Genomic DNA, 17842 nt, shown 5'->3' with positions numbered 1-17842 from the left:
GCATTGATTATACATCTAATTCCAATAGAGCAGGACAATGGTCAGAATGTACAGCTTCCTTTAAAATAACAGCCCTTGTAAGCTTATCTTTTAAACTGTAGGAAGTGAAGTTATAATCTAACCTCCAGCCTTTATTTCTTTCCCTTGAATTTTGTCGGTAGCTCCACCATGTATAATTATCCGGTTCATTATTAAAGAATCTGAAACTGTCAATCAGTTCACACTCATTGATAAAACTGGTCATCCACTCTCTTTCCATGGGAAGAAATCCTGAAACATTTTTTAAACCGACAGGGTTGTGAATATCGATAGCTTCATGGCAAATATTAAAATCACCGGATATAACAAGGTTAGGAATTTCTTTTTTTAAATTCTTGATATACTCAAGGAAGTCATGGCAGAACTGCATTTTAAAATCCAGTCTTTCAATATTAGATGCAGAAGGAACGTATACGGATATTGCAGAAAATCCGTCAAAATCGGCACGGATGATTCTTCCTTCATTATCATAGCTTTCTATACCACAACCATACTCTACTTGATTAGGCTTTATTTTTGAAGCAATTCCGACTCCACTGTAACCTTTTCTTACTGCAGAATGCCAATAACTGTGATATCCTAATTTTTCAAGACTTTCGATATCTATCTGATCGTTTCCTGCTTTACTCTCCTGAATACAGATGATATCCGGATCTGCAATTTTCAGCCAGCCCAGAAAATCTTTTGTGAAAGCAGCTCTGATTCCGTTGACATTGTAAGTGATTAATCTCATAAACAAAATAAATTTTTTCAAATGTAGGGAAATAAAAAAGCCGGTCTTTAATTTCAAAGCCGACTTTTTATATTGTTAGTAAGGTTTTTATTTTTTGAAAACAGTTTTACCGTCTTTTGTCAATTCTATTTCCTCACCTTTACCTCTTAGCTCATAATGATCATTCTTATACCATATTCCTGATGCAGGCTTTTGTCCCTGTAGTTCAATTGTTTCATTGTTGAAAACCACCGTAGCTGTATTTTTGGTATTATTGAAAGTCATATCCAACGTTTTTCCATTGCTGTCTTTCGAAGTACTTTTTACAATTTCATCCTGAGTTCCTGAAACAGCTGCTGAATCAGATGGCTTGGATGCAACACTGTCTACAGAAGCGGGAGTGGAATCTGTTGTTGTCTTTTCTTTATTACATGAGGTTAAAAATAATGCTGAGAATGCTGCTGCAATAAAAATGTGTTTTTTCATAAGATTATATTTATTTAAGGTTGTCTTCTAGTATGCAAAATGAATGCCTTAAAAAAAGAGGCGGAAAAAATCATTCGATTTTTTCCGCCTTTAACCCAAAATTAAATAAACTATGAAAAAAACTACTTGGGTTCTAATACGCTGATAGGGATAATACACTCTTCAAGTGAAATTCCTCCATGCTGGTAAGTTTCTTTATAGTAATTAACAAAATGATTGTAATTTTTAGGATACGCCAGGAATATATTGTTTTTAGCAAAAATATATTTCGAGCTTAGGTTTCCTTTTGGAAGGAAAAGCTTTTCCGGGTTGGTAATGGCCCATACATCACTGTCATCATACGTTAAGCTTTTACCTGTTTTATATCTGATATTCGTAGAAGTTTCTCTGTCTCCTACCACTTTACTTGGCTTTTTAACATAAACAGTACCGTGATCTGTTGTGATCACCAGCTTATATCCGTTTTCTGCGGCTGCCTTAATGATCTTCAATAAAGAAGAGTTTTCAAACCAGTTGAAGGTAAGGGAACGGAAAGTCTTATCATCACGAATCAGCTGGTCTACAATATGATTATCTGTTTTCGCGTGTGACAGGATATCAATAAAGTTATAGACAATGACCAGAAGATCATTATTTTTATGCTGATTGAAATCATCATAAATCTTTCTTTCAAAATCAGCGTTCAGTACTTTAAGGTATTTCATAGATTTTGAACCGAGACCAATTCTCTTCATCTGATCTTCCAGAAAGTCACGTTCAAATTCATTTTTGTTTCCCTCTTCATTATCATTGAACCATTTATCAGGGAAGCGTTTCTCAATCTCAGACGGCATTAATCCTGCAAAGAAAGAGTTTCTCGCATACTGTGTTGCCGTAGGAAGAATACTGTAGTAATAATCTTCTGAAACTTTATTGTAGTATTTTGTAAATAAAGGTTCAATCACTTTCCACTGATCGTAACGAAGATTATCCACCATCAGTAAAAGAACTTTTTCTTTTTCCACTTCCGGTTTTACTTTTTCCTTGAAAAGTGTGTGACTCATCATCGGTTTATCTGAATCTGTAAGCCAGTTTTCATAATTTTTCTCAATAAACTTGGCAAACTGAATGTTAGCTTCCTCTTTCTGAGACTGCAGCAGATCCGCGAATTCATTGTCTGCTACTTTATCAAATTTGATTTCCCAGCTAAGGATCTTTTTATAATATTCAGCCCATTCCTGATACGTTCTCAGGTAAGAAAGTTCCATGGAAAGATTTCTGAATTCCTGCTGGTATTGTAGAATCGTTTTTTGTTCAACAAGATTATCCTGCTGAAGGTTTTTCTTTAGGGAAAGTAATATCTGATTAGGGTTTACAGGCTTTAATATATAATCGGCAATCTGGGAACCGATAGCCTCTTCCATAATGTGTTCCTCTTCGCTTTTGGTTACCATTACAATTTTTAAGGCGTTATCTTTTTCCTTGATCATTGGAATGGCTTCCAATCCGGAAATGCCTGGCATATTTTCATCAATGAGGGTTAAAGCAAATTTCTCTGAATCCATAAGCTCCAAAGCCTCATTTACATTGTTAACAGGGGTTACCTGATAACCTTTCTTTTCTAAAAATACGATATGAGGTTTAAGTAAATCTATTTCATCATCGATCCATAATATCTTTTCTGACATAATTTATTTTTTACATGGTTATTGTATCAAAATGTTGACCAAATCCTTTTAAAATCTCACAAATTCGAAAGATTAAAAGTTAAATATAAGTTAAATGAAAATAGCGTAGAATAATTCACATTTTCACTTCACTTAATCAGTCGTTTTTATATATTCCAAAGCTTTTTCCAATACTTCGTCTTTTCCGTTTTTTATCCCTTCTACACTTGGTTTTATGAAGATGTCAGGAATAATTCCGATTCTTTGGGTTTCTCTGCCATCCGGGTAATAAGCACCCAAACCTGTAAACCGTGTATCAAGGTTGGCAATTTTAAACATAATCACATCTCCGTTGGCTCCCGAAGTATTACTTCCGATAATTTTCGCTTTCGGATGCTGTTTGAACATCATGGTTGTAGTTTCTGCCTGGCTTTGCGTATTCTCATCTACTAAAACGATTACATTTCCTTTATAGTATTCAGGGTTCTTTCTGCCGGTGACATTTTTTCTGCTGTAAAATTTCCCGGGATAGGTGGTGTCAGGAAAAGTAAATTGATAATAGATTGAGGGGCTGGGAAGAAGAAGGTAACTTAAGGGAATGATCGTTTGTTTTGGATAATTCCTGAGATCAAAGATAATGGATTTTGCGGATTTTAAACTACTGTACATTTCGTCAATATCTTCCTTTTCTATAATTCCCATATTCACATACCCGATTTTCTTTTCATCATCCATAAATTTCCATTTTTTTGAGACAGGTATTTTTTCGTGAATAATATCCTTAATGAGATACGTTCGGGTTTTTATTTCTATGTTTTGTCCATCCCTTTCAATCTTTATGGAAATAGAATCATTCTTGCTGAAGAGAAGTTTATCTTTTATTTTACTAACCTTTCCCCATGAGTTGGAAGCGGGTGTGTATTTGGCTAAACTGTTGATCACTTGCGGGATGGTTTTTCCTTCAATATCATAAATGACATCTCCCGGATGCAGAGTACTTTTATGTCTGGATCGTGTGTCGTTAACTTTTGTAATCACTAGTTTTCCTTCAGCATAAGTATATTCTACCGGAACTTTTCTTTGACCATACAAACTAAGTTGAATTTCTTTTGACGAAATATAAGCGTGTGAGTCATCCGTTTTAGCCACCAGTTCTGCTAATGCCAGGTGAAAATTCTCGTCATTATCAATCATTAGGAATTTGGGAATCATTTCTGTAAGGACATCATTCCAGTTCTGATCAGTTTCATATTTATAAGGAAAGAAATATTCTACATAATTCCAATATCTGAATAGCTCCAGTAAACCATTTCTTTTGGAAGTAAATTGAGAACCATAGGATTTTTCATTCCTGAAATATATTTTTCTTCCTCCTTTTCCAAAATAATGATTGTCTCCAATATTTCTGTTTTTTTCAATGTAACGAAGTTTTTGAGATACATCATCGGAGAAAATTTGCGAATTGTCAATCCAGCGTAGGTCAAAGTTTTTGAGAAAATAAACTTTCTGATCTTGTACTGCACATTCATTACATTGTGGAATTTCTGCGAGACTTTCAATCCATTGAGAATAAAGAATATTGAGAGATTCCTTATCATTAATATTTTCAAGCTCATTGATTTTTTGAAAAAGCTGCTTGTCCCAGTTCAGATTTCCTTTTGCAACGTTAGGATGGTAATATTTTAAGAATCCCCAAACCCTGCACAGAGATTCCAGCTTTTGGGTCTCGGTGATTATTTGTGCGGAAAAGTTTAAACTTAAAAATAAAAATAGGAAAAGTGAGAAGCGTCTCATTAAAGGTTGTCGTGTTTTCTCTCAAAGATAATCCTTTAATATAACAGGCGCAAAAGGTTTTCAAAAAATCTTGAATTGATAATAAATAAATGCCAAGGAATTTCTAAAGTTGATATGATGATGTTTTTGATGAAAATATTCGGTAGGTCATCGTCTTATTCCAATATCTTAATAGTAATTTAATAAGAGGCTAAATTTTAAAATGCCTAACTTTGTTTACTAATACTGAAGTTTCAATGCAGAATAAGCTAAAAATCATCAACGATCCTGTTCACGGGTTTATCAAAATTCCACACGAAATTTTATTTGATATCATTGAGCATCCTTATTTTCAGAGATTAAGAAGAATCGGGCAGACCGGACTTTTGAATCTGATATTCCCGGGTGCTACCCATACAAGGTTTCACCATGCTCTTGGAGCAATGCATTTGATGTTTACAGCGTTAGAAACATTGAAGCAGAAAGGAGTGAAAATTTCTGAGGAAGAAGAAAAAGGAGCTATGCTGGCCATTTTGATGCATGATATCGGTCATGGTCCGTTTTCACACGCATTGGAAAGTATGCTGATGGATGACTGGCATCATGAGAATCTTTCTTTGCTGCTCATGAATAAGCTTAATGAGAAATTCCAGGGCCAACTATCCATGGCTATTGAAATGTTTCAGGGGAAGTATCACAGAAAGTTTTTTAACCAGCTGATCTCTTCCCAACTGGATGTTGACCGTTTGGACTACCTAAAAAGGGACAGTTTTTTTACAGGAGTTTCAGAAGGAAATATTAATACCCAGAGAATCATCTCTATGATGAATGTCTGTGAAGAAGGCGAACTGGTGATTGATGCAAAAGGGATTTATTCCATTGAAAATTTCCTGACAGCCAGAATGTTCATGTACTGGCAGGTGTACTATCATAAAACTTCAGCTTTGGCAGAGTTTCTTTTGGTTAAAATCCTTGAAAGGGCAAAATATCTGATTTCCCAGGGTGTAAAACTTCCGGCAACAGACAATCTGAAATATTTTTTATACCGTGAAAAGAGCGGTGCCACAGATGAAGATATAGAAAGATTTACTCAGCTTGATGATAATGATGTAATTCAGGCCATGAAAGAATGGCAGAATTCAGAAGATTTTGTATTGTCATACTGGTGTAAATGTGTAATTCAGAGAAATTTGCCTAAAACAATTATTTCATCACATCCTTTTGGCCAGGAAATAATTGAGGAAAAAATAAAAAAGAGTAATGAACTTTTCGGAATCAATAATGGTAATGAATTGGTTCATGAAATTAAAAGAAAATTATTGCCATATCATGCAGAGAAACAACCTATTTATTTACTGCATAAAAATGGGAGAAGAACAAGGCTGCATGAGTCGGAAGATCAGCTTTTATCGGGATTAATTGTGAATAAGACGACCCGCTATATCCTTATGTTTCCAAGAGATATATCCAAACTGGACTCTTAAAGAATATTAAAATTTACGATCTGAAACTAAAACATGTTTGCAAATTATAGAATTTCTTATCTTTGCAGAATATGGAATTTACAGCTTCGCAAATTGCAAGTTTTATTGACGGAAAAATAATAGGTGACGAGAATGCACTTATTACAGGAGTTTCACCAATTGAAAATGGGGAATCAGGACATCTTTCTTTTATAGCACAAGATAGATTTTCTCATTTTTTGGATAGCTCAAAATGCTCTGTTATCATCGTTTCGGAAAAACTTCTGGAGAAAAATCATTATAACCCTACCTTAATCGTTGTAAAAGATGCCTATCTTTCTTTTCAGATTCTGATGAATTTATATCAGGAAATGCAGGGAAGAAAAGAAGGTATTGAAAACGGTTCGTCTATTCATGATACTGCTGTCATAGGAGATAAAGCGTATATCGGAGCATTTACCTATGTTTCCGAGAAAGCTAAGATCGGGGAAGGATCACAAATCTATCCACATGTATATATAGGAAAAGGTGTAAAAATTGGTAAAAACTGTAAAATAGACAGTGGTGCCAGAATTTATGACTACTGTATTATTGGAGATAACTGCGTGATTCATTCCAATACGGTAATCGGAGGTGACGGTTTTGGTTTCCAGCCAACAGCTGACGGCTTCAAAAAAATACCACAGCTTGGAAATGTGATTATTGAAGACGATGTAGAAATTGGTTCAAACTGTAGTATCGACAGAGCTACAATAGGCTCTACAATAATAGGAAAAGGAACTAAGATTGATAACCTGATTCAGATTGCCCACAACGTGAAAATTGGTCAGAACAACGTAATTGCTGCACAGGCAGGAATTGCAGGTTCCACTACTATCGGAGACTGGAATCAGATTGGTGGCCAGGTAGGTGTCGTAGGACATATCAAAATAGGAAACCAGGTGAAAATTCAGGCTCAGAGTGGCGTGAATTCCAGTGTTAATGACAGAGAAACTTTGTACGGTTCACCAGCAATCAGTTACAATGACTATTTAAGGAGTTATGTTCATTTCAGGAACTTGCCTGGAATAGTAAATAGAATAAATAATCTTGAGAATAACTCAAAAGATAATACTAATGAGTGATATGCAAAAAACACTTCAGCAAGAGGTAACTCTTTCTGGAATTGGCCTTCATACTGGTAAAGAAGTAAAACTTACCATTAAACCTGCTAAAGAAAATACAGGTTTTGTATTTGTAAGAACAGACTTGGAGGGACATCCTCAGGTAGAAGCTGATGTAAATTATGTTGTAGCAACTGAAAGAGGAACTACATTAGAAAAGTTAGGGGTAAAAATTACCACTTGCGAACATCTTTTAGCAGCCCTTGTTGGTTGTGATATTGATAACGCAATTTTAGAAATGGACGCTTCAGAACCTCCTATTTTGGATGGGTCTTCAAAATATTTTGTGGAAGCCATCGAAAGTGTAGGAGTCGCAGAACAAACGGTTGCAAGAGAATATCTTGTGGTAAAAGAAGTTCTTACGTACAGTGACCCGGCTACAGGTTCGGAAATCACCATCATTCCTTCAGATACTTACGAAGTAACCACTATGGTAGATTTTGGGACTAAAGTATTAGGTACTCAGAATGCTACTCTTAAAAATATTTCAGAATTTAAAGACGAAATCTCATCAGCAAGAACATTCAGCTTCCTGCATGAATTGGAAATGCTTTTAGATCATGGTTTGATCAAAGGTGGAGATATTTCCAATGCTATTGTATATGTAGATAAAGATCTTACTCCTGATACCACAGAAAAATTAAAGAAAGCCTTTGGAAAAGATAATGTATCGATCAGACCAAACGGTATTCTGGACAATCTTAATTTAAACTATCCTAACGAAGCAGCGAGACACAAATTACTGGATGTAATCGGTGACCTTGCTTTGGCAGGTGTAAAAATAAAAGGTAAAGTTATTGCTAACAAACCGGGACACTTTGTGAATACTCAGTTTGCGAAAAAACTAAACCGCCAGTGGAAATTGCAGAAAAAGAAAAACGTTCCTGATTTTGACCTGACAAAAGAACCGGTATTCGATATCAACGGAATTATGAAGCTTATGCCTCACAGACCTCCGTTCTTATTAATTGACAAAGTTCTTGAACTTTCGGACTCTCATGTAGTAGGGTTGAAAAATGTAACAATGAACGAACCTTTCTTCGTTGGACACTTCCCTAAAGAGCCTGTAATGCCTGGAGTTCTTCAGGTAGAAGCATTGGCACAGACAGGAGGAATTCTTGTATTGGCCAGCGTTCCGGATCCTGAAAACTATTCTACGTATTTCATCAAAATTGATAAGGTGAAATTCAAAAGAAAAGTAATTCCGGGAGATACGCTTATATTCAAAATTGAATTGATAGAGCCTATCAGAAGAGGAATTGTTCATATGCAGGGATATGGATATGTGGGAGATACTGTAGCAGTAGAAGCAGAGCTTATGGCTCAAGTTGCAAAAAATAAAGTTGATTAAATGATTCATCAATTAGCAGCCGTAGATAAACGTGCGAAAATCAGCAAAAATGTAATCGTAGAACCTTTCACTACCATTGCAGGGGACGTAGAAATCGGAGAAGGAACATGGATTGGTCCCAATGTAACCATCATGGATGGAGCAAGAATAGGGAAGAACTGTAGGATTTTCCCTGGGACTGTAATCTCTGCAATTCCCCAGGATCTGAAATTTGATGGTGAAGATACCCAGGTAATTATCGGTGACGAAACGACAATCAGAGAGTGTGTTACTGTAAACAGAGGGACAAAGGCTTTAGGATATACTAAAATAGGTGCTCACTGTCTTATTATGGCTACTTCACACATTGCACATGATTGTGTTATCGGAGATCACGTTATCATCGTAAACGGTTGTGGTATTGCAGGGCACGTCGAGATTGGTGATTATACAGTAATGGGAGGTTTATCAGCGGTTCACCAATTCGGTAAAATCGGAAAACATGTAATGATTTCCGGAGGTACTTTGGTAAGAAAAGATATTCCACCTTACGTAAAAGTAGCAAGAGAACCTATGTCTTATGCTGGTATTAATTCTGTTGGTTTAAGAAGAAGAGGATTTACGAATGAAAAGATCTTTGAAATTCAGAAGATCTACAGAGCAATCTTCCAAATGAAGATGAACGTTTCCCAGGCTATTTCCCATATTGAAAAAGAAATGCTTCCAACGGCTGAAAGAGATGAAATCTTACAATTTATTCAAAATTCACCAAGAGGTATCGTAAAAGGATACGGAACCGGTAAAGAGAGTAATTAAGAGAAATGCTAAAAAGCAAATTTGCAAATCTGCCTGTTTGCTTGCCAGCCAATACAATTTAAGTAAAAAAGATAATATATATTAATGGCAACAAGTAACGATATCAGAAAAGGGCTATGCATCGAATATAGCAATGATATTTATAAAGTAATCGAGTTCCTTCACGTAAAACCGGGAAAAGGACCTGCTTTCGTAAGAACAAAATTAAAGTCAGTGACGAACGGTAAAGTAATTGATAATACTTTCTCTGCAGGACACAAAATTGATGAAGTAAAAGTAATCACCAGAAAATTCCAGTATCTTTATGATGATGAGAACGGATTCCACTTCATGAACAATGATGATTTCTCTCAGTTATACATCAACAAAGAAATGATTGAGAACTCTCAGTTTATGAAAGCGGGTGAAGAAGTGACTATCATTTTGAAAGAAGCTGATGAAACTCCACTTTCTGCTGAACTTCCGCAATCAGTATACCTTGATGTTATCGAAGCTGATCCGGGAGTAAAAGGAAACACTGCAACCAATGCTCTTAAAAACGCAATCGTTGAAACAGGAGCAAGAGTAATGGTTCCTTTGTTCATTGAACCGGGAGACAGAATTAAAGTAAGCACTGAAGACGGAAGCTACTTAGAAAGAGTAAAAGAATAAATAAAATTTACATAAATTCGGTTTGCATCAGCATTCCGAATTTTGTTTTATAAGAAAATCTATTGTTATGAGATTCCATTCTCCGCAAAAGCTTAAAACGATTGCAGATTTAATAGGCTCAGCATTTGTAGGGCCGGAAGATTTTGAAGTATTGGGAACTAACGAAATTCACATGGTAAAACCAGGTGATATCGTTTTTGTGAATCACCCTAAATATTATGACAAAGCATTAAACTCTGCAGCCACTATTATTTTAATTGATAAAGAAGTAGATTGCCCGGAAGGTAAAGCACTTTTGGTTTCTGATGATCCTTTCAGAGACTTTAATAAAATCAATACCCATTTTACCAGAATCTATAATTTCACGGAAGAACTTCACGATGTTGAAATAGGAGAGGGAACAAAGATCCATTCTTCGGCAGTGATCGGAAACAATGTGAAGATCGGGAAAAATACCTTAATCTTTCCTAATGTTGTCATTGGTGACCGTACGGAAATCGGAGATAACGTAATTATTCAGTCCAACACCGTTTTAGGAGGTGATGCATTTTATTACAGAAAATTAAATGGAAACTTTGACCGTTTGATCTCTGTTGGAAATGTTGTTGTTGAAAACAATGTGGAGATTGGAAACGGCTGTACCATTGACAGAGGAGTTACAGACTCTACCATCATTGGGGAAGGCTCGGTTTTGGATAACCAGATTCAGATCGGACATGATACCGTTATCGGAAAAAAATGTCTGATCGCCTCTCAGGTAGGAATTGCCGGATGCTGTATCATCGGAGATGAGGTGACATTATGGGGACAGGTTGGAATTGCTTCCGGAAACAAAATTGAGTCGGGATCTGTACTTTTGGGAAAAACCGGCGTCAACAGAGATCTTGAAAAAGGAACCTATATCGGGATGTTTGCAGAAGATTTTAAAACTTATCTTAAAAAAGAAGTAAAACTGAGAAATCTCAAATAAACAATTCCAAAGGTTTTATCCAAAATCAAAGAAATTTGAGTAAATTTGTGAGCATTAATAAAATAATAAATAAATTAAAACAACAATAAAATGTCAATTTTAGTAAACAAAGATTCTAAAGTAATTGTACAAGGATTTACAGGGAACGAAGGAACTTTCCACGCTGGTCAGATGATTGAATACGGAACAAACGTAGTAGGTGGTGTTACTCCAGGAAAAGGAGGTAGCGAGCATTTAGGAAAGCCGGTATTTAACACTGTAGCTGATGCTGTTGAAAAAGCAGGAGCAAACGTAAGTATCATTTTCGTACCACCGGCATTCGCAGCAGACGCTATCATGGAAGCTGCTGAAGCAGGAATCAAAGTAATTGTATGTATTACTGAAGGTATTCCTGTAGCTGATATGGTAAAAGTAAAATCTTACATCGCTGACAGAGACTGCAGATTAATCGGACCAAACTGCCCTGGAATCATTACTTCTGAAGAAGCTAAAATTGGTATTATGCCAGGTTTCGTTTTTAAAAAAGGAAAAGTAGGTATCGTTTCAAAATCAGGAACTCTTACTTACGAAGCTGCTGACCAGGTAGTAAGAGCAGGTTACGGTATCTCTACTGCAATCGGTATCGGTGGTGATCCAATCATCGGAACAACTACAAGAGAAGCTTTAGAACTTTTCATCAACGATCCTGAAACTGAAGCTGTTGTAATGATCGGTGAAATTGGTGGAGGTCTTGAAGCTGAAGCTGCAAGATGGTACAAAGCTAGTGGATCTACTAAGCCAGTTGTAGGTTTCATCGCTGGACAGACTGCTCCAAAAGGAAGAACAATGGGACACGCAGGTGCTATCGTAGGTGGTGCTGAAGATACAGCTCAGGCTAAAATGGAAATCATGAGAGAAAACGGTATCAACGTTGTTGATTCTCCTGCTGATATTGGTGCTACTGTAGCTAAGATTCTAGGATAATATAAAACCCAACATATGAAAAAACTTTTATTAGCCTCAGCTTTAACTCTTTCGGCTTTTTCCTTTGCACAGGTGCAATGGAAAAATACAAGATTTGGAGTAACAGGAGGTTTAAACTACTCCAGAGTATCTAACGCCCACAACCCTTCAGGCCCAAGATATACTTTCCAAGCTGGAGCTTTGGCATTGATTCCCGTAGGAAAGGCAAACCAATTCTTTATTCAACCTGAAGTACTGTACTATGGTGCAGGAGAAACAGGAAAAGATAAAGATGCTAAAGGAGTAAGCGGTTATGACGCTTTATATGCTAATAACTACCTGAGTGTGCCTCTTTATTTCAAAGGATATTTTTCTGAAGCAGAATCAGAATTCTTTGGATTAATAGGCCCTAGATTTAATTTCTTGCTGAACCAGAAGGTAAAAGACGCTCCTGTAAGCAGACCTTATTATGACCCGGATGTTACCGATCCTAACCAGCCGGCAGGTGTAAATGGTAAGGCGAAGAGCTTTAACTGGGGACTTGGACTGGGAGTAGGATATAGCTACAAAAGACAACTTGAAGTAGCATTAAAATACGACTTAGGTCTAAGTGATACCTATCCTGGTCTCGCTAAAGAAACTAAGGGTACTGATAAGAAAAAATCAGAACAGGTAATTGCTCTTACTTTAAGCTATATATTCAAATAGAATATTTCAGAATATAAAAAATCCCGGAAACTCAGTTTCCGGGATTTTTTATTGATAGGCTTTTACTTCTTACCCTCTTATCCATTTCCAAAGCTCTTTTAATGTAGCTTTATTTCCGTACATCAAAATACCTACACGGTAGATTTTTCCGGCTAGGAAAATCATAAAAATAGTAGTTACCAGCAATAATGTAATAGACAATGCAATCTGCCATGCAGGAACTCCAAAAGGAATTCTGGCAATCATTGCAACTGGTGAAGTAAACGGGATGATGGATAGCCAGAAACCTAAAGGACCTTCCGGATTATTCATCAATGTGAAACTCCCATACATTCCTAATGTTAATGGTAAAATAGCAAATAAAGTAAATTGCTGTGTTTCTGTTTCGTTATCCACTGCTGAACCAATGGCTGCATAAATAGAACTATAGAAGATATATCCTAAAAGGAAAAATACGATGAATACAAAGATGATTAACGGAAAATTCAGCTCCAGTAGACTATGTGAAATCTGAGTAGCAAGCTGCCCCATATCCAGTTTGCTTGTAATCTCTTCATTACCTCCCGGAATATTTTTCTGAAGAGGAGAAAAGCCTGTATTGAGTACCAGTGCACCAATAACAGACATGGTAATCCAGATCAGAAACTGGGTCAGTGCAACCATGGTTACTCCCAGAATTTTACCCATCATCAGTTCAAAAGGTTTTACAGAAGAAATAATGATCTCTACAACACGATTATTTTTCTCTTCAAGAACACTTCTCATTACTCTTACCCCATAAATAATAATGAACATAAAAGTAACATACATCAGTACCATACTTAATCCGGATTTCACCCCAAAAGCAAGATCAGAATCCTCTTTATTATTATCCGTAACGTTGATGGTCTTTAAGGTAAAATTTTTATCAAGATTATTTAATTGTATTTCCTGAATACCCAGTTGCTTTATTTTTTCTTTTCGGACAACATTGCTGATATCAGATACAATTTGTTGTTTGGTATCAAATCCTATTTTACTGTTGATAATAAGTCTGGTTTCTTTTTCAAGCTCATCAAAATTCTCATTTTTCAACGGTGGAAGAATCAGGATGCCGTCCAGAGATTCATTTCCTTTTAAATTGTTAATCTTGGACTTCTCATCAGCCGCAGAAACAAAAACGTAATTTAATTTATCATTAGATCGAAGCTGATTGGTAAACAATCCACTCTTATCAACAACTTCTATAATACTATGTGACTCATTCGCCTTAAACATTAATCCTACAATTGCTCCGAAAGCAATAATCATAACAGGGGCAAGCAGCGTCAATATGATGAAAGACTTTTTCTTAACCTGGGTAAGAAACTCTCTCTTGGTAATTAAAAAAATATTATTCATAAAATTAAGAATGGTTACTTACAGCATTAATAAACACTTCATTCATACTTGGTATTCTTTCGTCAAACGATCTCACTTTACCTACCTGTACAAGATCCAGAAGAACATTATTCTGGCTCTCTTCATTTTTTAGGTCAAAAGAAACAAGATTATTTTCATTGGATAGGTTGAAGATCTCATATTTATTTCTGAAATTTTCAAAGTGATCATTGCTTACTTCAGAAAGCGTAATCCCAAAAATATTTTTCTTAAATTTTTCTCTTACATCAAAAACTCTTCCGTCAATAATCTTCTTTGAATTGTTGATCAATGCAACATAATCACACATTTCCTCTACACTTTCCATTCTGTGGGTAGAAAGAATGATGGTTGTTCCGTTATTTTTAAGGTCAATGATCTGATCTTTAATTAAGTTGGCATTCACTGGATCAAAACCTGAAAACGGCTCATCAAGAATTAAAAGATGAGGTCTGTGAAGAACGGTTACCACAAACTGTATTTTTTGTGCCATTCCCTTAGAAAGTTCAGAAAGTTTTTTCTTCCACCATTGATCGATGTTTAGTTTTTCAAACCACTTTTTGGCTTCATTCAACGCATCACTTTTCTTCATTCCCTTCAGTTCCCCAAAATAGAGAATCTGGTCACCCACAGTCATATTTTTGTACAGTCCTCTTTCTTCAGGCATATAGCCAATATCTTTAATATGACTTGGATTAAGCTTTTGGCCATTGATATGGATTTCTCCAGAATCTGCCTGAGTAATTTGGTTAATGATACGGATAAAAGAAGTTTTTCCGGCTCCGTTAGGACCTAAAAGGCCATAAATACTGCCTTTTGGAACATGGATGCTGAAATCATCCAGGGCGACCTTTTTTCCTGCATTATAGGTCTTTTTAATATGTTCAGCTTTTAGCATTAAGTTGTTCTTTTTACTATTAGTATGAAAAAGTCCCGAAAGTTACGGAAATATTAAAACAGAATTAATGTAAAAAGAAAAAATCCTGATGATTATCAGGATTTTAATTTATTGTTTCACGATTTGAGTAACTTTCTGTGTGTTGTCACTTAAAATATACCGGATCATATATTTTCCGGGCTTTAATTTTTCAATATTAATCTCTCCGGAATTCATATTTACGGTATAACTAGCAACCTGCATACCCAAAATAGAATAAAAAGTCACACTTTTGATTCTTAAAGAAGAATCTTTTGCCTTAATGATAAGGAAATCCTTTGCAGGATTTGGATAGGCAAGCAATACACCATCATCTGCTTTTTGAGTGATGGAACCCGGCTCTCTAAGCTGAGCTTTGAAATTGTTGGAAAATCCAACAAAAGTGCCTACAAATAGAAATAAAAGTAAAAGTTTTTTCATCAAATTTATAATTTCTCGAATATATATAACAAATGTAATACATTCTGCAATCTCGTACAATAGTTTTTTACAGAACTTATATTAAATTTGTAGAAACTTATTCAAAAAGTATTCCAAAATGATACATTCAAGAAATAGAAGACTTAGAGTTAATGAATCTATCAGAAGTCTGGTAAGAGAAAATGTGCTTACAACTGATGATTTTGTAATGCCGATCTTCGTAATGGAGGGCGAAAACAAGCAGGAGGCAATCCCGTCTATGCCGGGAATTTTCAGGCGCAGTATAGATTTAACGGTGAAGGAATGTAAGGAATTATTTTCTTTGGGGGTAAAAGCTGTCAATTTGTATATGAAAGTGTCAGAACATCTGAAAGACAATACAGGAAAAGAAGCCTGGAACAAAGACGGATTGATGCAGAATACGATCAAAGCCATTAAAGATGCCGTTCCTGGAATGATTGTAATGCCGGATGTAGCCTTAGATCCTTATTCAATCTATGGACACGACGGGATCATTGAAAATGGAAAAGTTGTAAATGACGCTACCAATGATGCACTCGCAAGAATGTCAGTATCTCACGCAGAAGCAGGAGCCGATCTTGTGGCGCCAAGTGATATGATGGATGGCAGAGTAATGGTCATTCGTGAAGCTTTGGAAGAAAGCGGATTTACAGATGTAGGAATTGTAAGCTATGCTGCGAAATATGCAAGTTCTTTCTATGGCCCTTTCAGAAGTGCTTTAGACAGTGCTCCGAAAGATGATATGGAAATTCCGAAAGATAAAAAAACATATCAGATGGATTTCCACAACTCAAGCGAAGCCTTGAATGAAGTATTTAAAGATATAGATGAAGGAGCAGATGTAATTATGATTAAACCGGGACTTCCTTACCTGGATATCGTTTCCAAAGTACGTGAAGCCATTGATCTTCCGATTGCAGTATACAATGTAAGTGGAGAATATGCCATGGTAAAAGCAGCTGCTCAAAACGGCTGGCTGGATAACGACAAAACGATCATTGAAAGTTTGACTTGTTTTAAAAGAGCAGGAGCAGATATGATCTTTACTTATTTTGCAAAAGAAGCAGCTATTCTTTTAAATAAATAATGATTAAATTCATTCAGATAAAAAAGAGACTACTCAATCGGTAGTCTCTTTTTATTTCTAACGAAGTAATAATAATTTTACAACCATCCTTTTTTCCCATACACATACGTATCATCGAATTGTTTATCGCTCATAAAAAGATATAAAATACCTTCGATAAAAGGAATAACAGAGGCAGCACCAAAAGTAACGACATTCAGAACCAGCTGAATAATTCCCTCCTTTGTATATCCAAGATAAAATTTATTTAAAGCCAGCCATCCCACAAGAATTCCCAATATAGCTGCAGGGATTTTCTTTTCTGAACGGTAGGGAACATTGCTTTGCTGGTTTTGTACATTTTCTGTTTTTGTATAACCGTAATTTTCCATTTCTTACTATTTATAATTGATTGATGTTTTACGATAAGTAGATTAAAGTAGTGAAAAGTTACAATAGGTTGTAAATGAATAAGTTTGCGTTTAACGTAAACAAGTTGATATTAACCTATAAGTGAAGTTTATATTTTTGATATATTTGCCCTATGATTTTACGAGGAGAAAACTTAATCAAGGAATACGGTCCTAAAAAAGTTGTAAAAGGCGTTTCTGTACAGGTTCAACAGGGAGAAATTGTTGGTTTGCTGGGTCCGAATGGAGCAGGGAAAACCACATCGTTTTATATGATTGTAGGGTTGGTTAAGCCCACTTCAGGAAAAATTTTTCTGGATAAGCAGGAGATTACCACCGATGCTATGTACCGAAGAGCCCAGAAGGGAATCGGGTATCTTGCTCAGGAAGCCTCGGTTTTCAGAAAACTATCTGTAGAGGAAAATATCATGGGCGTATTACAGCTGACGAAGCTTTCAAAACGTGAACAGCAGATCAAATGTGATGAACTGATTGAAGAGTTTTCTTTACAGCACGTTCGTAAAAACAGAGGAGACCTTCTTTCCGGGGGAGAAAGACGTAGAACCGAGATTGCACGCTGTCTTGCCACAAGCCCGAACTTCATTCTTCTGGATGAGCCTTTCGCAGGGGTAGACCCGATTGCCGTAGAAGATATTCAGAAAATCGTAAGAAGTCTTGTGGATAAAAATATCGGAATTCTGATTACCGACCACAACGTGCAGCAAACCCTGGCGATTACAAACAAAACCTATATTATGTTTGAAGGAAAGATCCTGAAAGAAGGACTTCCGGAAGATCTTGCCAATGATCCGCAGGTAAGAGAAGCCTATCTGGGTGAAAACTTCGTTTATCAGAGTATTTTAGATAAACCTAAAAAGAAGAAATATGCTT

The 17842-nt window shown here is 36.0% G+C and carries 17 protein-coding genes and 1 pseudogene; 10 read left to right on the top strand and 8 right to left on the bottom strand.

Annotated features, from left to right (window positions below; translation table 11 throughout):
• Positions 1 to 7 precede the first annotated feature (7 nt).
• The 4 genes from PZ898_RS09795 to PZ898_RS09780 form a co-directional block, all read right to left on the bottom strand.
• Positions 8 to 772 carry an exodeoxyribonuclease III gene (locus tag PZ898_RS09795; RefSeq protein WP_277695411.1) on the bottom strand — a complete coding sequence of 255 codons (765 nt, stop codon included), beginning with the start codon at positions 770 to 772 and terminating at the stop codon, positions 8 to 10.
• 87 nt (positions 773 to 859) lie between these two features.
• Entirely contained in the window at positions 860 to 1237 is a 378-nt protein-coding gene (locus PZ898_RS09790; RefSeq protein WP_277695410.1) for an MliC family protein, read from the bottom strand.
• A 122-nt stretch (positions 1238 to 1359) separates the two neighbouring features.
• Entirely contained in the window at positions 1360 to 2904 is a 1545-nt protein-coding gene (locus PZ898_RS09785; RefSeq protein WP_062674050.1) for a bifunctional response regulator/alkaline phosphatase family protein, read from the bottom strand.
• A gap of 132 nt (positions 2905 to 3036) precedes the next feature.
• Entirely contained in the window at positions 3037 to 4677 is a 1641-nt protein-coding gene (locus PZ898_RS09780) for a S41 family peptidase (RefSeq protein ID WP_277695409.1), read from the bottom strand.
• Positions 4678 to 4913: 236 nt separating this feature from the next.
• On the opposite strand from PZ898_RS09780, the gene PZ898_RS09775 reads away from it, so the two are divergent.
• The 8 genes from PZ898_RS09775 (at position 4914) to PZ898_RS09740 (ending at position 12699) form a co-directional block, all read left to right on the top strand.
• Positions 4914 to 6140 (top strand): HD domain-containing protein, encoded by a 1227-nt coding sequence (locus tag PZ898_RS09775; RefSeq protein WP_062674054.1) that lies wholly within the window; start codon positions 4914 to 4916, stop codon positions 6138 to 6140.
• A gap of 71 nt (positions 6141 to 6211) precedes the next feature.
• Positions 6212 to 7243, top strand: coding sequence for a UDP-3-O-(3-hydroxymyristoyl)glucosamine N-acyltransferase (gene lpxD / locus PZ898_RS09770; RefSeq protein WP_062674056.1), 1032 nt, complete (start codon positions 6212 to 6214; stop codon positions 7241 to 7243).
• On the top strand, positions 7236 to 8633 hold the full coding sequence (locus tag PZ898_RS09765) for a bifunctional UDP-3-O-[3-hydroxymyristoyl] N-acetylglucosamine deacetylase/3-hydroxyacyl-ACP dehydratase (protein WP_034699159.1): 1398 nt from the start codon (positions 7236 to 7238) through the stop codon (positions 8631 to 8633). The genes lpxD and PZ898_RS09765 overlap by 8 nt, the downstream gene beginning before the upstream one ends.
• Positions 8634 to 9428, top strand: coding sequence for an acyl-ACP--UDP-N-acetylglucosamine O-acyltransferase (lpxA, locus tag PZ898_RS09760; RefSeq protein ID WP_062674059.1), 795 nt, complete (start codon positions 8634 to 8636; stop codon positions 9426 to 9428).
• A gap of 84 nt (positions 9429 to 9512) precedes the next feature.
• Positions 9513 to 10079, top strand: a complete 567-nt coding sequence (efp, locus tag PZ898_RS09755) for an elongation factor P (RefSeq protein ID WP_002977139.1) — start codon at positions 9513 to 9515, stop codon at positions 10077 to 10079.
• Between the two features lie 67 nt (positions 10080 to 10146).
• Complete coding sequence (locus PZ898_RS09750; protein ID WP_123279300.1) at positions 10147 to 11049, top strand: LpxD N-terminal domain-containing protein; 903 nt, start codon at positions 10147 to 10149, stop codon at positions 11047 to 11049.
• Positions 11050 to 11139: 90 nt separating this feature from the next.
• Positions 11140 to 12012 (top strand): succinate--CoA ligase subunit alpha, encoded by an 873-nt coding sequence (gene sucD / locus PZ898_RS09745; protein WP_002977143.1) that lies wholly within the window; start codon positions 11140 to 11142, stop codon positions 12010 to 12012.
• A gap of 15 nt (positions 12013 to 12027) precedes the next feature.
• On the top strand, positions 12028 to 12699 hold the full coding sequence (locus tag PZ898_RS09740) for a porin family protein (RefSeq protein WP_277695408.1): 672 nt from the start codon (positions 12028 to 12030) through the stop codon (positions 12697 to 12699).
• Positions 12700 to 12768: 69 nt separating this feature from the next.
• Here PZ898_RS09740 and PZ898_RS09735 read toward each other — a convergent pair whose 3' ends face one another.
• From PZ898_RS09735 to PZ898_RS09725, 3 genes are all read right to left on the bottom strand, one after another.
• On the bottom strand, positions 12769 to 14079 hold the full coding sequence (locus PZ898_RS09735) for an ABC transporter permease (RefSeq protein WP_120232047.1): 1311 nt from the start codon (positions 14077 to 14079) through the stop codon (positions 12769 to 12771).
• A 4-nt stretch (positions 14080 to 14083) separates the two neighbouring features.
• Positions 14084 to 14995, bottom strand: coding sequence for an ATP-binding cassette domain-containing protein (locus PZ898_RS09730; protein ID WP_277695407.1), 912 nt, complete (start codon positions 14993 to 14995; stop codon positions 14084 to 14086).
• A 108-nt stretch (positions 14996 to 15103) separates the two neighbouring features.
• Positions 15104 to 15454, bottom strand: coding sequence for a T9SS type A sorting domain-containing protein (locus PZ898_RS09725; protein ID WP_034699180.1), 351 nt, complete (start codon positions 15452 to 15454; stop codon positions 15104 to 15106).
• 118 nt (positions 15455 to 15572) lie between these two features.
• Here PZ898_RS09725 and hemB point away from each other — a divergent pair, with 118 nt between their 5' ends.
• Positions 15573 to 16562: a porphobilinogen synthase gene (gene hemB, locus PZ898_RS09720; RefSeq protein ID WP_277695406.1), complete on the top strand. Its 990-nt coding sequence runs from the start codon at positions 15573 to 15575 to the stop codon at positions 16560 to 16562.
• A gap of 77 nt (positions 16563 to 16639) precedes the next feature.
• Here hemB and PZ898_RS09715 read toward each other — a convergent pair whose 3' ends face one another.
• On the bottom strand, positions 16640 to 16933 hold the full coding sequence (locus PZ898_RS09715) for a TM2 domain-containing protein (RefSeq protein WP_120232045.1): 294 nt from the start codon (positions 16931 to 16933) through the stop codon (positions 16640 to 16642).
• Between the two features lie 152 nt (positions 16934 to 17085).
• Between PZ898_RS09715 and lptB the strand changes: the two are divergent.
• Positions 17086 to 17811: pseudogene (lptB, locus tag PZ898_RS09710) on the top strand (LPS export ABC transporter ATP-binding protein); the annotation flags it as partial.
• Positions 17812 to 17842: the final 31 nt, after the last annotated feature.

Source organism: Chryseobacterium sp. WX, from assembly GCF_029542485.1.
GTDB classification, from domain to species: Bacteria; Bacteroidota; Bacteroidia; order Flavobacteriales; family Weeksellaceae; genus Chryseobacterium; species Chryseobacterium cucumeris.
This window is presented reverse-complemented; position numbering and strand designations above follow the sequence as displayed.

What these genes read in the sequence shown, in the direction of transcription:
- PZ898_RS09795 (WP_277695411.1), bottom strand. Translation starts at nt 772, where the DNA reads ATGAGATTAATCACTTACAATGTCAACGGAATCAGAGCTGCTTTCACA.
- PZ898_RS09790 (WP_277695410.1), bottom strand. Translation starts at nt 1,237, where the DNA reads ATGAAAAAACACATTTTTATTGCAGCAGCATTCTCAGCATTATTTTTA.
- PZ898_RS09785 (WP_062674050.1), bottom strand. Translation starts at nt 2,904, where the DNA reads ATGTCAGAAAAGATATTATGGATCGATGATGAAATAGATTTACTTAAA.
- PZ898_RS09780 (WP_277695409.1), bottom strand. Translation starts at nt 4,677, where the DNA reads ATGAGACGCTTCTCACTTTTCCTATTTTTATTTTTAAGTTTAAACTTT.
- PZ898_RS09775 (WP_062674054.1), top strand. Translation starts at nt 4,914, where the DNA reads ATGCAGAATAAGCTAAAAATCATCAACGATCCTGTTCACGGGTTTATC.
- lpxD (WP_062674056.1), top strand. Translation starts at nt 6,212, where the DNA reads ATGGAATTTACAGCTTCGCAAATTGCAAGTTTTATTGACGGAAAAATA.
- PZ898_RS09765 (WP_034699159.1), top strand. Translation starts at nt 7,236, where the DNA reads ATGAGTGATATGCAAAAAACACTTCAGCAAGAGGTAACTCTTTCTGGA.
- lpxA (WP_062674059.1), top strand. Translation starts at nt 8,634, where the DNA reads ATGATTCATCAATTAGCAGCCGTAGATAAACGTGCGAAAATCAGCAAA.
- efp (WP_002977139.1), top strand. Translation starts at nt 9,513, where the DNA reads ATGGCAACAAGTAACGATATCAGAAAAGGGCTATGCATCGAATATAGC.
- PZ898_RS09750 (WP_123279300.1), top strand. Translation starts at nt 10,147, where the DNA reads ATGAGATTCCATTCTCCGCAAAAGCTTAAAACGATTGCAGATTTAATA.
- sucD (WP_002977143.1), top strand. Translation starts at nt 11,140, where the DNA reads ATGTCAATTTTAGTAAACAAAGATTCTAAAGTAATTGTACAAGGATTT.
- PZ898_RS09740 (WP_277695408.1), top strand. Translation starts at nt 12,028, where the DNA reads ATGAAAAAACTTTTATTAGCCTCAGCTTTAACTCTTTCGGCTTTTTCC.
- PZ898_RS09735 (WP_120232047.1), bottom strand. Translation starts at nt 14,079, where the DNA reads ATGAATAATATTTTTTTAATTACCAAGAGAGAGTTTCTTACCCAGGTT.
- PZ898_RS09730 (WP_277695407.1), bottom strand. Translation starts at nt 14,995, where the DNA reads ATGCTAAAAGCTGAACATATTAAAAAGACCTATAATGCAGGAAAAAAG.
- PZ898_RS09725 (WP_034699180.1), bottom strand. Translation starts at nt 15,454, where the DNA reads ATGAAAAAACTTTTACTTTTATTTCTATTTGTAGGCACTTTTGTTGGA.
- hemB (WP_277695406.1), top strand. Translation starts at nt 15,573, where the DNA reads ATGATACATTCAAGAAATAGAAGACTTAGAGTTAATGAATCTATCAGA.
- PZ898_RS09715 (WP_120232045.1), bottom strand. Translation starts at nt 16,933, where the DNA reads ATGGAAAATTACGGTTATACAAAAACAGAAAATGTACAAAACCAGCAA.